The organism is Halomonas korlensis, assembly GCF_900116705.1.
In the GTDB taxonomy this organism is placed as follows: Bacteria; Pseudomonadota; Gammaproteobacteria; order Pseudomonadales; family Halomonadaceae; genus Halomonas; species Halomonas korlensis.
This window is the reverse complement of the sequence record NZ_FPBP01000013.1, coordinates 15,141-29,712: the sequence shown is the minus strand read 5'-3', so window position 1 is coordinate 29,712 and position 14,572 is coordinate 15,141. Positions and strand designations below refer to the sequence as shown.

The 14,572-nt window shown below is 62.6% G+C and carries 19 protein-coding genes; 11 read left to right on the top strand and 8 right to left on the bottom strand.

Features of this window, described 5'->3' with window-relative positions; translation table 11 throughout:
* Positions 1-11: 11 nt before the first annotated feature.
* The 7 genes from murA to BM341_RS15585 all read right to left on the bottom strand — a co-directional run bounded on the left by murA (position 12) and on the right by BM341_RS15585 (position 4,791).
* Entirely contained in the window at positions 12-1,274 is a 1,263-nt protein-coding gene (murA, locus tag BM341_RS15615) for a UDP-N-acetylglucosamine 1-carboxyvinyltransferase (RefSeq protein ID WP_089796995.1), read from the bottom strand.
* A 12-nt stretch (positions 1,275-1,286) separates the two neighbouring features.
* A complete protein-coding gene (locus tag BM341_RS15610) occupies positions 1,287-1,538 on the bottom strand; it encodes a BolA family protein (protein WP_089796994.1) in 252 nt (83 codons plus the stop codon).
* 144 nt (positions 1,539-1,682) lie between these two features.
* Positions 1,683-2,015 carry an STAS domain-containing protein gene (locus BM341_RS15605; protein ID WP_089796993.1) on the bottom strand — a complete coding sequence of 111 codons (333 nt, stop codon included), beginning with the start codon at positions 2,013-2,015 and terminating at the stop codon, positions 1,683-1,685.
* The gene (locus BM341_RS15600; RefSeq protein WP_089796992.1) at positions 2,012-2,668 is read right to left on the bottom strand and encodes an MlaC/ttg2D family ABC transporter substrate-binding protein; all 657 of its coding nucleotides are present in this window, start codon (positions 2,666-2,668) and stop codon (positions 2,012-2,014) included. Before BM341_RS15600 ends, BM341_RS15605 begins: the two co-directional genes overlap by 4 nt.
* 50 nt (positions 2,669-2,718) lie before the next feature.
* Positions 2,719-3,183: an outer membrane lipid asymmetry maintenance protein MlaD gene (mlaD, locus tag BM341_RS15595; protein ID WP_089796991.1), complete on the bottom strand. Its 465-nt coding sequence runs from the start codon at positions 3,181-3,183 to the stop codon at positions 2,719-2,721.
* A gap of 16 nt (positions 3,184-3,199) precedes the next feature.
* Positions 3,200-3,982, bottom strand: a complete 783-nt coding sequence (mlaE, locus tag BM341_RS15590) for a lipid asymmetry maintenance ABC transporter permease subunit MlaE (protein ID WP_089796990.1) — start codon at positions 3,980-3,982, stop codon at positions 3,200-3,202.
* The gene (locus tag BM341_RS15585) at positions 3,979-4,791 is read right to left on the bottom strand and encodes an ATP-binding cassette domain-containing protein (protein ID WP_089796989.1); all 813 of its coding nucleotides are present in this window, start codon (positions 4,789-4,791) and stop codon (positions 3,979-3,981) included. The genes mlaE and BM341_RS15585 overlap by 4 nt, the downstream gene beginning before the upstream one ends.
* A gap of 135 nt (positions 4,792-4,926) precedes the next feature.
* Between BM341_RS15585 and BM341_RS15580 the strand changes: the two genes are divergently transcribed.
* The 11 genes from BM341_RS15580 to BM341_RS15530 all read left to right on the top strand — a co-directional run bounded on the left by BM341_RS15580 (position 4,927) and on the right by BM341_RS15530 (position 13,193).
* Positions 4,927-5,880 carry a calcium/sodium antiporter gene (locus tag BM341_RS15580; RefSeq protein ID WP_089796988.1) on the top strand — a complete coding sequence of 318 codons (954 nt, stop codon included), beginning with the start codon at positions 4,927-4,929 and terminating at the stop codon, positions 5,878-5,880.
* Positions 5,881-5,962: 82 nt separating this feature from the next.
* On the top strand, positions 5,963-6,958 hold the full coding sequence (locus tag BM341_RS15575; protein WP_089796987.1) for a KpsF/GutQ family sugar-phosphate isomerase: 996 nt from the start codon (positions 5,963-5,965) through the stop codon (positions 6,956-6,958).
* A gap of 54 nt (positions 6,959-7,012) precedes the next feature.
* Positions 7,013-7,570 carry a KdsC family phosphatase gene (locus BM341_RS15570; protein WP_089796986.1) on the top strand — a complete coding sequence of 186 codons (558 nt, stop codon included), beginning with the start codon at positions 7,013-7,015 and terminating at the stop codon, positions 7,568-7,570.
* A gap of 4 nt (positions 7,571-7,574) precedes the next feature.
* Complete coding sequence (gene lptC / locus BM341_RS15565; RefSeq protein ID WP_089796985.1) at positions 7,575-8,216, top strand: LPS export ABC transporter periplasmic protein LptC; 642 nt, start codon at positions 7,575-7,577, stop codon at positions 8,214-8,216.
* Positions 8,217-8,218: 2 nt separating this feature from the next.
* Positions 8,219-8,746 carry a lipopolysaccharide transport periplasmic protein LptA gene (gene lptA / locus BM341_RS15560; RefSeq protein ID WP_245784303.1) on the top strand — a complete coding sequence of 176 codons (528 nt, stop codon included), beginning with the start codon at positions 8,219-8,221 and terminating at the stop codon, positions 8,744-8,746.
* Positions 8,747-8,753: 7 nt separating this feature from the next.
* Positions 8,754-9,479 carry an LPS export ABC transporter ATP-binding protein gene (gene lptB / locus BM341_RS15555; RefSeq protein WP_089796984.1) on the top strand — a complete coding sequence of 242 codons (726 nt, stop codon included), beginning with the start codon at positions 8,754-8,756 and terminating at the stop codon, positions 9,477-9,479.
* Between the two features lie 176 nt (positions 9,480-9,655).
* Positions 9,656-11,068, top strand: a complete 1,413-nt coding sequence (locus tag BM341_RS15550) for an RNA polymerase factor sigma-54 (protein WP_089796983.1) — start codon at positions 9,656-9,658, stop codon at positions 11,066-11,068.
* 101 nt (positions 11,069-11,169) lie between these two features.
* Positions 11,170-11,478, top strand: a complete 309-nt coding sequence (hpf, locus tag BM341_RS15545; protein WP_089796982.1) for a ribosome hibernation-promoting factor, HPF/YfiA family — start codon at positions 11,170-11,172, stop codon at positions 11,476-11,478.
* A gap of 6 nt (positions 11,479-11,484) precedes the next feature.
* Positions 11,485-11,955 (top strand): PTS IIA-like nitrogen regulatory protein PtsN, encoded by a 471-nt coding sequence (gene ptsN / locus BM341_RS15540; protein WP_089796981.1) that lies wholly within the window; start codon positions 11,485-11,487, stop codon positions 11,953-11,955.
* 44 nt (positions 11,956-11,999) lie between these two features.
* Positions 12,000-12,920, top strand: coding sequence for an RNase adapter RapZ (rapZ, locus tag BM341_RS15535; RefSeq protein ID WP_089796980.1), 921 nt, complete (start codon positions 12,000-12,002; stop codon positions 12,918-12,920).
* 3 nt (positions 12,921-12,923) lie between these two features.
* A complete protein-coding gene (locus BM341_RS15530; RefSeq protein ID WP_089796979.1) occupies positions 12,924-13,193 on the top strand; it encodes an HPr family phosphocarrier protein in 270 nt (89 codons plus the stop codon).
* On the opposite strand, the gene pmbA is transcribed toward BM341_RS15530, so the two are convergent.
* Positions 13,190-14,530, bottom strand: coding sequence for a metalloprotease PmbA (gene pmbA / locus BM341_RS15525; RefSeq protein ID WP_089796978.1), 1,341 nt, complete (start codon positions 14,528-14,530; stop codon positions 13,190-13,192). The genes BM341_RS15530 and pmbA overlap by 4 nt on opposite strands.
* Positions 14,531-14,572: the final 42 nt, after the last annotated feature.

Genomic DNA, 14,572 nt, shown 5'->3' with positions numbered 1-14,572 from the left:
GCGCCTTGGCGCTAGCCGGGAATCCGCCGAATGCAGGCACCCAGCAGCTGCAGTTTTTCCTCGATGCACTCATAGCCGCGGTCGATATGGTAGATGCGATCCACCAGGGTTTCGCCATCGGCCATCATTGCGGCGATCACCAGCGAAGCCGACGCCCGGAGATCCGTTGCCATCACCGGCGCGCCGGATAATCGCTCAACGCCTGTTATTACCGCCGTGTTGCCTTCCAGGGCAATGTGCGCGCCCATGCGGTTGAGTTCCTGAACGTGCATGAAGCGGTTCTCGAAGATGGTCTCGACCACTCTGGCGGTTCCCTCGGCCACTGCATTGAGTGCCACGAACTGCGCCTGCATGTCGGTGGGAAACGCCGGGTAGGGTGCGGTGCGAATATTGACCGCTCTGGGGCGACGCCCCTGCATATCCAGCGCTATCCAGTCGTCACCGGTAGTAATCGTGGCGCCAGCCTCTTCCAGCTTGGCCAGCACTGCATCGAGAATGTCGGCCCGCGTACGACGCACCCTGACTTTGCCGCGAGAAAGTGCCGCAGCCACCAGAAACGTGCCGGTCTCGATGCGATCGGGCATGACGTTGTGGTAGGCGCCGTGGAGGCGCTCGACGCCCTCGATGGTGATGGTATCGGTGCCATGGCCGCGGATATCGGCCCCCATGGCGATCAGGCACTCGGCCAGATCGATGACCTCCGGCTCCCGTGCGGCATTTTCCAGCACCGTGGTGCCAGCCGCCAGGGTCGCCGCCATCAGCAGATTCTCGGTGCCCGTCACGGTCACGGTATCGAAGAAGATGGTCGCCCCCTTCAGACGATTCTCGACGCGCGCCCGAATGTAGCCTCCCTCGACACGCACCTCCGCCCCCATGGCTTCAAGGCCACGAATATGCAGGTCCACCGGCCGGGAACCGATCGCACAACCGCCGGGCAAGGAAACGTCGGCATGGCCGAAATGCGCAAGCAAGGGCCCCAGCACTAGAATGGAGGCACGCATCTTCTTGACCAGCTCATAGGGTGCATCGCAATGACGCACCTGTGAGCCATCCAACTGAATGGACATCTTCTCGCCCATCACGGGTTCCAGGCCCAGATGGCCAAGCAGCTCGAGCGTGGTGGTGATGTCCTGCAGGTGCGGCAGATTGCCGATGGTCACCGGCTCATCGGCGAGCAGCGTGGCACAGAGAATCGGTAACGCCGCATTCTTGGCGCCACTGGCCCAGACCTCGCCATCAACGGGGCCATTGCCGGTAATAATCAACTTATCCATGAACGACTGCCGTCAGGCTCCCTGGTTGGCAGCGGCCTGCCATTGCGCCGGCGTATAAGCCTTGATGCTGATGGCGTGCAGGGCGCCGGAAGCGATCTCGTCGGCCAGGGCGCCATAGATCATTTGTTGGCGCTTGACCGCGGACAGCCCCTCGAACAGCTCGCTGATGGCGACCACCTGGAAGTTGCAGCCTTCGCCCTGGATATGAAACTCACAGCCGTCGATGCGCGACTCGAGCAACGTCTTGACGTCGTTGGGTTGCATGGCTCGGCACTCCTAAGATGCAGAAACGTACGACACATAAAAACGATTCCCCGACCACGAGGCAGTCGGTGGAAAAAGGAAAGGCGTCCATGGTAATGAAAAGCGTCGCCCTTGGCGATGCCGGCCGTCCGAAACCGGCCGTCCTCAGGTTGCATCGCTCAAGGGTAGCAGTCGATCGATACCGGCCAGGCGGGTAAGCCGCACCAGAGAGGTCGAGAGGCGTACCGATGCCACGTTAAGCCCCGCCTTCTGTGCCCGGCGTGTCCACTCCAGCAGCACGCTGAGGGCCGCGCTGCTGACGCCGGCGACCCCCGTCAGGTCAAAATCAACGTGGGTCCCGGACGGCAGCGTGGCCAACCACTCGCTTCCCGCTGACGCCAGGGAACTGGCCACATCGAAATCGACCTCGCCTGAAACCGCCAGCCCCTGCGGGCCTGAGTCCAGCGCAAGACCATCGAGCCCGAGAAGCCGGGTCATTCGTTGCCGCCCTCCTCCAACTCCTCGACGGCAAGCTCGGGCGCCCAGCCATCGATCACCGCATCATAGTCACGATTGTTGTCGCGCATGGCCTGATCGAACTGGTTACGGAAGGTAAGACCGAGGTTGATGCCATTGACGATCACATTGACGACTTTCCATTCGCCATCATCCAGGCGCAATGAATAGCTGACCGGATAGACACTCCCGTCTTCGGCGACGACTTCCATGGCTACGCTCGCCTGGTCTTCGTAGCGGGACGCCTGCTGGGTATCGAGTACTCGGATATCGCGATAATCGAAAGTCACCAGGCCCTTGGTATAGGTATCGATCAGTGTCTGTCGGAAAGTATCGACAAACCGCGAACGCTGCTGCGGGCTGGCATTCTGGAAATAACGCCCCATCACGCTGGCTCCGATATAACGGAAATCGGCGACGTCCTCGAGGCTATCATCGACCAGGGCCTCGAGTTCTTCGATGTTCTCGGCGAAGTAATCCTTGCGTCCTTCGATCTTGCCCATCAACTCATCGACACTGCCGCGAATCATATCTTCGGGAGATGTCTCAGGCTGCTGCGACAGGGCCGGCATGGCAAACAACATCAAATAACAGATGACCACGAGTGGGCGTACAAAAGTAGGCAAGAATGACATGAGCGTTTTCCTTACGATAATGCATGGAGCGCCAACCGTTCGGTGGCACTTCAATCGTTGACCATATTGGACACGAATTGCTGGATGAGTTCTTCGAGCACGACCGCCGACTGGGTATCGCGGATGGTGTCGCCATCCGCCAACATTTCGGGATCGCCACCCACCGACAGGCCCACGTACTGCTCACCAAGCAGACCGGCAGTGAGGATGGCCGCCGTGGTATCCCGCGAGAGCTCTCCTTCCAGGTCGGAATCGAGCTCCATTACCACTCGGGCATCGTACCATTCGGTATCGAGCTCAATGGCTGAAATTCGCCCTACCGTGACACCGGCCATGGTGACCCGCGCCCGCGGCTTGAGACTGCCGATATTGGCGAAATTGGCCTCGAGGCGGAAGGTATCGCCCGACGCGTTAAGCGTCATGCCGCTGACCCTGAGGCCCAGAAACACCAACCCCAGGATACCCGCCAGCATGAACAGCCCGACGCCCAGTTCCATTGTCTTGCTGCGCTTCATGCGTTAGCTCCCGCCATCAGGAAAGTCCTCCAAACATTACCGCCGTCAGCACGAAATCAAGGCCGAGAACGGCCAGCGAGGAATACACCACGGTACGGGTCGTGGCCCGCGAGATGCCCTCGGAGGTGGGGATCAGGTCGTAGCCCTGGAAGACCGCAATCCAGGTCACCACCACGGCGAAGACCATGCTCTTGATCATGCCGTTGCCCACATCGTCCAGAAACTCGACGCTGGACTGCATGTTACCCCAGTAGGAACCCTCGAAACCGCCTAGCCACTCGACCCCGACCAGATAGCCGCCCCAGATGCCCACCACACTGAAGCCAACGGTAAGCAGCGGCAGTGCCACGAAGCCGGCCCACAACCGCGGCGCCACGACACGGCGCAAGGGGTCGACACCGATCATCTCCATGCTGGAAAGCTGCTCGGTGGCCTTCATCAGGCCGATCTCGGCAGTCAGCGCCGAACCGGCACGCCCCGCGAACAGCAACGCCGCCACGACCGGCGCCAGCTCCCGCAACAGCGACAGGGCGACCATCTGGCCCAACGCCTGCTCGGCGCCGAATTCGACCAGGATAGTGTAGCCCTGGAGCGCCAGCACCATGCCGATGAACAACCCCGACACCAGCACGATAGCCAGCGACAGGACGCCCACGAAATGCATCTGGCGCACCCACAGTCCAAAGCCTTCGCGGCTGGGCACCGCAAAGGCGGAAAGCAACAGGAAGCCACCGGCGCGCCCCAGCGACTCCAGCGCATTACAACCGAAACGGCCAAGCCGCCTGAGGCTGCCGATCATGAGCGGACTCCCGCGTCGAGGATATCGCTGAAGTAATCCTTCGCCGGATAATGAAAGGGAACCGGCCCATCCGGCTCACCATGAACGAACTGGCGAACGCGAGCATCTTGATTAACGTCGAGGCTCTTGGGTGTGCCATGCGCCATCACCTGTCCATCGGAGATCACGTACACATAATCGACAATGGAGAGTGTCTCCTTGATGTCGTGCGACACCACCACGGACGTGAGCCCCAAGGCCTCGTTGAGCCGCTTGATCAATTGCACCAGCACGCCCATGGAAATGGGGTCCTGGCCGACAAAGGGCTCATCATACAGAATCAGTTGCGGATCCAGCGCAATGGCCCGAGCCAGCGCCACGCGACGCGTCATGCCACCGGAGAGCTCGGCCGGCATCAGGTCTCTTGCACCGCGCAGCCCCACCGCCTCGAGCTTCATTAATACCAGGTCGCGCACCATGGCTTCCGGCAGATCGGTATGCACCCGCAAGGGAAACGCCACATTCTCGAATACGCTCAGGTCGGAAAACAGCGCCCCGCTCTGAAAAAGCATGCCCATGCGCCGGCGCATGGCGAAAAGCGCCTTGCGTGACTGTGCGTGGATATTCTCACCCTCGATCAGCACGCGGCCGGCGTCGGGCTGTAGCTGCCCACCGATCAGCTTGAGCAGGGTGGTCTTGCCGGTGCCGCTTGGGCCCATGATCGCCGTCATCTTGCCACGGGGAATCTGCAGGTCGACGCCGCGGAAAATCTCCGTTTCGCCCCGCGAAAAATGCAATCCTTCCACCACCACGAAGGGCGTGTCGCTCATCGGCTCGTATCCTTCGACATATTATCGAACATCGTATCCTAACCTCCGCGCCTTACGCCACCACCCATCCGCTTGCAGCATTGCGGCGCAGCACGTTTAATGGGCCCCCATCGCCTAGCCTAGACGTCACTTGCCATGCTGCTACCGATAATCACTGTACTGCTGGGCTTCCTTGCCCTGTTGTGGAGTGCTGATCGCTTCATCGGAGCCGCCGCCGCGACGGCCTATCGCGCCGGCATGAGCCCCATGCTAGTCGGCATGACCATCGTGGCACTGGGTACCTCGGCTCCGGAAATCGTCGTCTCGCTGATGGCGTCGCTGGACGGCATCCCCGACCTTGCGACCGGCAATGCGCTTGGCTCCAATATCGCCAACATCGGCCTGGTTCTCGGCGTGACCGCTCTGGTCAGCCCCATCCCGATCCGCTTTTCGATCGTACGCCGTGAACTCCCCCTGCTGCTCGGCGCCACTGGCCTGGCCGGCTATGCGCTGGCCAACGGCATCCTGGGGCGCTTCGATGCCCTGTTCCTGCTGGCACTGCTGGTCTTCAGCCTCTGGTGGCTGTTCCGCGCCGACAGCCCCGACGACGACGCAACCGGCGACATCCCCGACATGACCCTGCAACGCGCCCTGTTATGGCTGGTGGGAACGCTAGCCATCATGGTTGTCGGCTCCCGCGCGCTGGTCTGGGGCGCCAGCGAACTGGCCAGAGGGCTCGGCGTCAGCGAACTGGTCATCGGCCTCACGGTCGTGGCCATTGGCACCAGCCTCCCCGAGCTGGCCGCCTGCGTGGCCAGCGCTCTCAAGCGCCATCACGACATCGCTATCGGCAATGTCATCGGCTCCAACCTCTTCAACCTGCTCGCGGTGCTGCCCTTGCCGGGTCTCATCGCTCCTGGCCTGATCGACTCAGCCGCCGGGGAGCGCGATTATCCGGTCATGCTGGCCTTGACGCTGGCCCTGGCCATGTTGCTGCTCTGGCAGCGGCGCGGCGCGCTGGGCCGGTTACCCGGTGGCCTGCTGGCGCTGAGTTATTTGGCCTATCTGATCTGGCTAGGTACCGGTGGCAGCGGCCTGCCTGCTCATTGAAGCAACTAATCGGGCCGATACACCACCGCCGAATGCCATCTTCGGCTTGAGTGCCATCCGACAACGGATAACAATCATCGTCATGAGTACAGACACCCCTACTGAATCGAATCCTTCGCCCCTTCGCGAGAGCGCTCGCCGCACCCTGCAACTCGAGCATCAGGCCGTCGCGGCGCTCTGCGAGCGCCTCGACGGCGACTTCGATCGCGCCTGTGAGCTTATCCTGGCCTGCCGCGGGCGTGTGATCGTCACCGGCATGGGCAAGTCGGGACACATCGCCGGCAAGATCGCCGCGACGCTTGCCAGCACTGGCACCCCCGCCTTCTTCGTGCATCCCGGCGAGGCCAGCCATGGCGATCTGGGCATGATCACCCGGGGCGATGTGGTGCTGGCGCTGTCGAACTCCGGCGAGACCGCCGAGGTGACCGCGTTGCTGCCGCTGCTCAAGCGCATGGGCACCCCGCTGATCAGTATGACCGGCCGCCCCGGATCGACCCTGGCTCGCCACGCCAATGCCCATCTGAATGCCGGCGTCGAACGTGAGGCCTGCCCGCTGGATCTCGCCCCGACCTCCTCGACTACGGCGTCGCTGGCCCTAGGCGATGCGCTGGCGGTCGCGCTACTCGAGTTTCGAGGCTTCACTGCCGAGGATTTCGCACTCTCCCACCCCGGCGGCAGCCTGGGCAAACGCCTGTTGCTACGGGTCGCCGACCTGATGCATCAAGGGAGCCGACTGCCTTCGGTGCCACTCGGCAGTCCGCTGCGTGATGCCTTGCTGGAAATCACTCGCCAGGGGCTGGGCTTTACCTGTGTGGTTGCCCCCGACGGCCGTCTGGCGGGTGTATATACCGATGGCGACCTGCGGCGGACACTCGATCAGCACAATGACCTCACTGGGCTGGTGGTCGATGAGGTCATGACCACCCCCGGCAAGCGGGTTTCGCCCGATACCCTGGCGGCGGAAGCCGTGCGCATCATGGAGGACAACCGCATCTCTGCCCTCGCCGTGATCGACGATAACGGGCATCCCATCGGTGCCCTGCACATGCACGACCTGCTGGCCAGCGGAGTCATCTAATGCCGTTACCCACGACTATTACCCTACGATATGTATCCTGCGACTGGAGTCCCTATGCCCCTTGATGCCCCACTGAACGACAACGGCCTGATCGACCGGCTGCGCCATATCCGCCTGCTGGCGCTCGACGTCGACGGCGTACTCACCGACGGCCAGCTGTATTTTCAGGCCGACGGGATAGAGATCAAGGGCTTCAATACCCTGGACGGTCACGGTATCAAGCTGCTGCAGCGGGCCGGGCTCACGGTCGCACTGGTCACCGGTCGTGACTCGCCCATGGTCAGCCATCGCGCTGCCTCGCTGGGCATCAAGCACCTTTACCAAGGCGTCGAGAGAAAGCTATCCAAGCTGCGCGACCTTTGTTCACAGCTGGGACTGACACTCGAGCAGGTCGCTTACTGTGGCGACGATATGCCTGACGTCGGGGCCATCAGGCACGCCGGTGTGGGCATCAGCGTTCCCGGCGCACCGGATTACATCCGCCGGCAAGCTGACTGGGTCACACAGCGCGAGGGCGGCCATGGCGCGGTGCGCGAGATCTGTGACACCTTGCTCAAGGCTCAGGGACACTGGGACGCCGTACTCGACACCTATCTTCACGGGGCCCGCTGACACCATGGCGCTGCGACTGCCGCGCCCGTCGTTCAAGGTCTGGCTGTTCTTGCTGCTGCTGGGTCTGGGCGGCCTGCTGGCGTTTCTCGACCAGCGCGATGCCTTGATACCCGGCCCCATTCCTCATGACGAGGCCGGCGAGCCGGATTATTACCTCGAGGGTGTGAGGCTGACCCGCTTCGACAGCGAGGGCCAGGCCCATCAACGGCTCGAGACGCCGCGCCTGGTGCATACCCCGCACGATGACGTGACAAGGCTGGCGACGCCGGACATGCGCCTGATCAGCGAGGCCGGGCGAACCTGGCTGGCCACCAGCGACAGCGGCACGCTCGGCCCCGGCGGCAACCCGCTGACCCTGAGCGGCGACACCCGGCTTCGTGCTCCCGCGGAAAATTGGCAGCTCGACACCGAGATTCTGCATTACGATTCCGAGCAGGGCCGCGCCTGGAGCGAGACCCCGGCTGTCTTTCGCCAGCCACCACAGGAGATGCGTGGGGAGCGCTTCGATGCCTGGATTCATGACAATCGCCTGCGTCTGACCGACAATGTCCGTGGCTATCATCCCCCCGAGACAACGTCATCCACCGACAATGTCCGTGGCTATCATCCCCCCGAGACAACGTCATCCACCGACGAGGAACCCTAGCCATGATGCGACCGCCCTCAGGCTTGCTGACCAAACTGGCGCCACTCGGTCTGGCCATCGCCACCGTTGTCACAACTCCCGCCCTGGCTCTGGAAGGAGATGCCGAAGCCCCTGTCGAGGTCGTCGCCGACCAGTTGGATCTTGACGACAGCGCCGGCACGGCGGTCTACTCCGGCGATGTCGAGATTCAACAAGGCAGCATGCAGCTCACCGGCGATCGCGTCGAGATCCAGCGCAACGCCGAGGGGCAACTGACGCGCGCGACTGCCAACGGCGAGCGCGCCTATATCGAGCAACAGCCAAGCCCCGACGACCCACTGGTGCGCGGCTGGGGGCGTACCGTGATTTACCACGTTGCCGAGCGCCGGGTGGAATTGATCGACCGCGCCGAACTTCACCAGGGCGGCGACACCTTCGACGGGGCCTATCTGGAATATTTTCTCGACCGCCGGGTAGTTCAAGCCCGCTCCGAGTCCGAAGGCATCGAAGATCGCCAGCGCGTGCGCATGACCCTGCAGCCGGAAAACTGAGACCTTAATGAAGACCCTTCGTGCCAGCCATCTGGCCAAGAGCTACAAGAGCCGCCGCGTGGTGCAGGACATCAGTCTGGCCATCGAACAGGGCCGGGTGGTGGGCCTGCTGGGCCCCAACGGCGCGGGCAAGACGACGTCCTTCTACATGATCGTGGGGCTGGTACGTGCCGATGCCGGCGAAGTGCATATCGATGACCGCGACCTGTCGCGCGCCGCCATGCATGAACGCGCTCGCGCCGGGATTGGCTACCTGCCCCAGGAGGCCTCGATCTTTCGCAAGCTCTCGGTGGCCGACAACATCATGGCGATTCTCGAGACGCGCAAGGATCTCGACCGGGCCGGCCGTCAGGCGCGCCTGGAGGAATTGCTCCACGATTTTCACGTCGAGCCGATTCGTCACAACCTCGGCATGAGCCTGTCCGGCGGCGAGCGGCGACGCGTCGAGATCGCCCGCGCCCTGGCGACGGAACCCGCTTTCATCCTGCTCGACGAGCCCTTTGCCGGGGTCGATCCGATCTCGGTAGGCGAAATCAAGGGCATCATCCGCCAGCTCAAGGCGCGACATATCGGCGTACTGATTACCGACCATAATGTCCGCGAAACCCTCGATATCTGCGATTCTGCCTACATCGTCGGCGATGGACGGATTATCGCCGAGGGAGACGCCGCGGCGATCATCGCCAATCAGCAGGTTCGCGACGTCTACCTTGGCGAAGACTTCCGCCTATAACTCATATAACATCGAATTCACCCACCTTACCTACATGATCATCCAGCATTAATTGGTCGGCGGCATGCTAATTGCCATTGGCATAGTTATTGCTATAAAAATGCCAAGAACCAAGTTGCATCCTGTCGATCGGCGGATTAGGGTGATTCTTTTCGACAGACGAGCAAGTCTTTTTCATGGCCATGAAAGCGTCTCTGCAACTGCGCCTCGGCACTCAGCTGACCATGACGCCGCAGCTGCAACAGGCCATCGCCCTGCTGCAGCTCTCCACGCTGGACCTGCGCCAGGAAATCCAGCAGGCGCTGGAATCCAACCCCATGCTCGAACTGGAGGACGAATTCGGCGAGCAGTCCGTCAGCGAAGCGTCAGAGGAGGAGTGGGCCAGCGAAATTCCCGACGAGCTGTCCACCGACAGCGACTGGTCCGACACCTACCAGGATCTCGCCCCGGCCGCCGGGGGCGGCGAAGGGCCTGACTTCGAGCGCCAGGCCGACGGCCAGAGCCTGCAGGGCCATCTCGCCTGGCAACTGGCCATGACCGACCTGGAACCTCGTCAGCGGCTGATCGGCGATACCCTGATCGATGCTGTGGATGGCGCCGGCTATCTGACCCAGCCTCTCGACGAGCTGTGCGAGGGTCTCAGAAGCCAGGGGCTTGCCGGGCTCAAGACCCGTGAGATCGAGCAGGTTCTGTTGCGCTTGCAGCAATTCGAACCGACGGGCATCTTCGCCCGTGACCTGCGGGAATGCCTGATGTTGCAGCTCGCCGGTCTACCTGACGATACGCCCTTGCTGCCCCAGGCTCGTCGGCTGGTTCGCCAGTTCCTCGAAGCCTTGGCCAGCGGCGACCGGCGCCTGCTCAAGCGTCGGCTTGGCCTCGATGACGCCGCCCTCGATGCGGTGATCGCGCTGGTGCGAACGCTCGACCCCCGCCCCGGCAGCCACCTCGGCGAATCCAGCAGCGACTACGTGATTCCCGACCTCGTTGCGCGGCACGACCGCCACGGCTGGCATGTCGAACTCAATGCCCAGGCTCTGCCACGACTGCGGATTCAACCCGATTACGCCTCGCTGATCCGCCGCGCGGACAAGAGCCGTGATAACCAATTCCTCAAGGACCACTTACAGGAAGCGCGCTGGCTGATGAAGAGCCTGTCGAGCCGCAATGACACCCTGCTGCGTGTCGGCCGCGAGATCATGGTGCGTCAGATCGACTTTCTGGAACGCGGCGAAGAGGCGATGAAGCCCTTGATCCTCGCCGATATCGCCCAAATAGTGGAAATGCATGAATCGACCATCTCGCGGGTGACAACCCAGAAATTCATCCATACGCCTCGCGGGGTCTTCGAGCTGAAGTACTTCTTCTCCAGCCAGGTAGGTAATGGAGACGGCGACGCCCATTCCAGCACCGCGATCCGGGCGCGTATCCGCAAACTGGTTCAGGAGGAGCCACCGCGCAAGCCGCTATCCGACAGCAAGCTGGTGGCGATGCTTGAAGAGGCTGGCATCAATGTGGCCCGGCGCACCGTCGCCAAATATCGCGAGGCCTTGGGCATCCCCCCCTCAAGCGAGCGCAAGCGGTTGAAATGAAGCCGTTCGCGGCGCTTTTGAATCCCACCGGCGGCAGGGGTTTGCAAGCCTGGAAAAAGGGTTACAATCGAATCACCATTCGAAGGACGAAGGAGCATGTCATGCAAGTCAACATCACCGGCCATCATGTGGAACTGACTGACGCCCTGCGTGACTATGTGAACGAGAAGCTCACTCGCGTAGAACGCCACTACGACAACATCACCAATGTGCAGGTCACGCTCTCGGTCGAAAAGGAGCGGCAACTGGCCGCCTGCACGCTGCATGCCGCCGGTGCCGATCTGCATGCCGAAGCCCAGGACAACGACATGTACGCCGCCCTGGACGCCCTCGCCGACAAGCTGGATCGTCAGTTGGTCAAGCACAAGGAAAAATCCCAGGCCCGCGCCCAAGGCGCTGGCGCTCGCTGACTTATCATGACACTCGAAACCATCCTGCCCCCCGAGCGCATTCTCTTCAGCGTGCCCGGGGGGAGTAAAAAGCGGGTACTTGAATTCTTCAGTACGTTCATCGCCCAGAACACACCCAGCCTGGACAGCCAGGAAGTCTTCAGCCGTCTGATCGGCCGTGAGCGGCTCGGGAGCACCGGCATCGGCAATGGCGTGGCCATTCCGCATGCCCGAAGCCCTCACTGCAAGACACCGATCGCCGGCTTCCTGAAACTCAGCGAGCCAGTGGATTTCGATGCCATCGACGGCGAGCCGGTAGATCTGGTCTTCGTGTTGCTGGTGCCTGAGGAGGCCGACGACGACCACCTGGCGCTACTTGCCCAGGTAGCGGGGGTGATGAACGATAGCGAAACACGCAGCCAGCTGCGCAAGGCCGCCAGCCAGCGCGAATTGCATGAATACCTTATCGGCGCGATCCGACGACAGGCGAATGCCTGATTTCCTGGGACCGCCCGGCCAGCACCACGACCAGGAGACCCACCATGCAGCTCGTGATCATCAGCGGCCGTTCTGGCTCAGGAAAGTCGATCGCGCTGCAGGCGCTCGAGGATCTTGGTTACTATGCGATCGACAATCTACCGGCGATGCTGCTTGGCCCTCTGGTAGACGAATTGCGCCGAGACCAGGCCCCGCACACCTCGATCGCGGTCAGCATCGACGCGCGCAACCTGCCGCACGCACTAGAGCGATTTCCGCGGCTGCTCGAGGAGGTCAGGCAACGCCAGATCGATTGTCAGGTGGTCTATCTCACGACCGACGCGCGCATCCTGCTCGAGCGCTATTCCGAGACCCGACGCCGTCACCCGCTGACGCGGGGAAGCGACATGACCCTGGCCGAGGCGATCGACTCCGAAGAACAGGCCCTGGCCGAGATTCGTGATCTTTCCGACTTGATCATCGATACCTCGCGTCTGTCGGTCCATGAACTGCGTGGCCGGATCAGTGATCAGGTGGCCAGTCACCGTTCCAACCAGATGACCCTCACCGTGGAATCGTTCGGCTTCAAACGTGGTGTACCGCTGGATGCCGATATCGTCTTCGACGCCCGCTGCCTGCCCAACCCTCACTGGGACCCCAGGCTGCGCGATGCCACCGGCCGCGACCCTGAGATCATCGCCTTTCTCGAGGGCTTCCCCATCGTCGGCGACATGTATCGTGACATTCAGGCCTGGGTGGAGCGGTGGCTGCCTGCCTATCAGGCCAGCCACCGCAGCTACCTGACCGTGGCAATCGGCTGCACCGGAGGCAAGCATCGCTCGGTCTATCTCGTCGAGCGCCTGGCTCGCCAGATGTTGTATCAGTGCCCCAGTGTGCGTTTACGCCACCGTGAACTCGGCATTCACGACACCCTGCCGCATATTCAGCCGTCGCCCCTCATCGAGAATGCAAGCCAAGGAACCTGACGCGTGGTGTATCGCACGTTGACCCTGACCAATCGACGCGGCCTGCATGCACGAGCCGCCACCAAGCTGGTGCAATGCTGCCAGCCCTTCGATGCCCGGATCACGGTGAGCCATGCGGAAAGACAGGCGGACGGCGCCAACATCATGTCGCTACTGATGCTGGCGGCGCCATGCGGGACCGAGTTGCGTATCGATGCCGAGGGCCATGACGCCGAGGCGGCGCTGCAGGCCCTGGAGGCCTTGTTCGAGGCCCGATTCGAGGAAGACGGCTAACCCCCGGCCACGGTCATTTCATCGATCAGCCAGCTGCCGGTGTGAATGCTGCCGCGGGTATCGGTGTCGCTGCCCACGCCCATCAGTCCCCTGAACATGCTTTCGAGATTCCCGGCAATCGTGAACTCCTCGACGGGATACTGAATCTCGCCATTTTCGACCCAGAAGCCCGCGGCACCTCGCGAGTAGTCTCCTGTCACGCCGTTGACGCCCTGCCCCATCAGCTCGGTGACCAGAACTCCGCGTCCCATACGTTCGAGCAAGACCTCCGGCGCCGTCAGTGGCGCGTCAATGCGCAGATTGCGAGCACCACCGGCATTACCGGTACTCTGCATGCCGAGGCGGCGGGCACTGTAGGCCGATAGCATATAGCTGGCCAGGCGTCCCTGGTCGATGAACACATTGTCGCGCGTCTGCACGCCGTCATTGTCGAACGGGCTGCTCGCCATGCCGCCGATCTCCATGGGTCGCTCACCAAGACTGAACCAGTCGGGAAACAGCGGATCTCCCAGACGATCACAGAGGAAAGAGGCCTGGCGATAGAGCGCGCCACCGGCGACCGCCCCCATCAGGTGCCCCACCAGACCGCTGGCCTGCGTTGGGTCGAACAGTACCGGGAAGCGGCCCGTCGCCGGACGACGGCCGCCCAGGCGACGCAGGGTGCGCTTTGCCGCACTCGCGCCGACCACCTCAGGGCTCTGGAGATCACCAGGATGACGCGCGGTCGTATAGTCATAGTCGCGCTGCATACCTGTCTCGTTCTCGGCGATCAGCATGCACGACAGCGAGTGCCGGCTGCCGCGCTGGCTGCCCAGGAAACCGTGACTGTTGGCGTAGACGCGTACCCCTTCGCCGCTTGACAGTGAGGCCCCATCGGAGCTGCGGATGCCGGCCACACCACGCCCGGCCGCCTCGCACGCCAACGCCAGCTCGATGCCGCGGTCGGTGGTCAGCGCCCAGGGATGATGCACGTCGAGGTCCGGAAGCGCCTGTGCCATCAGCTCGGCATCGGCCAGGCCCGAAGCCGGGTCTTCTCCGGTGTGACAAGCGATGGCCATGGCTTTTTCCACCACGGCACGGATCGAGGCTTCGCCGGCATCCGACGATGAAGCGCTGCCCTTGCGCGCCCCGACATACACCGTCACCGCAATACCCTGATCGCGGGAAAGCTCCACTGTCTCCACGTCACCCTCGCGCACGCTGATGCCAATGCCTTGATCGACGCTGGCTCCAACCTCGCAGGCATCGGCGCCCAAGCGGCGCGCAAGGGCCAGGGCGGACTCGGCTCGTGACTCCAGCAAGCGCTGCTGGATGGCGGCATCGAACGCCTGTGTCATGATATGTCTCCTCGCTTGGCCGGCGTCATGGCCAGCCATCTA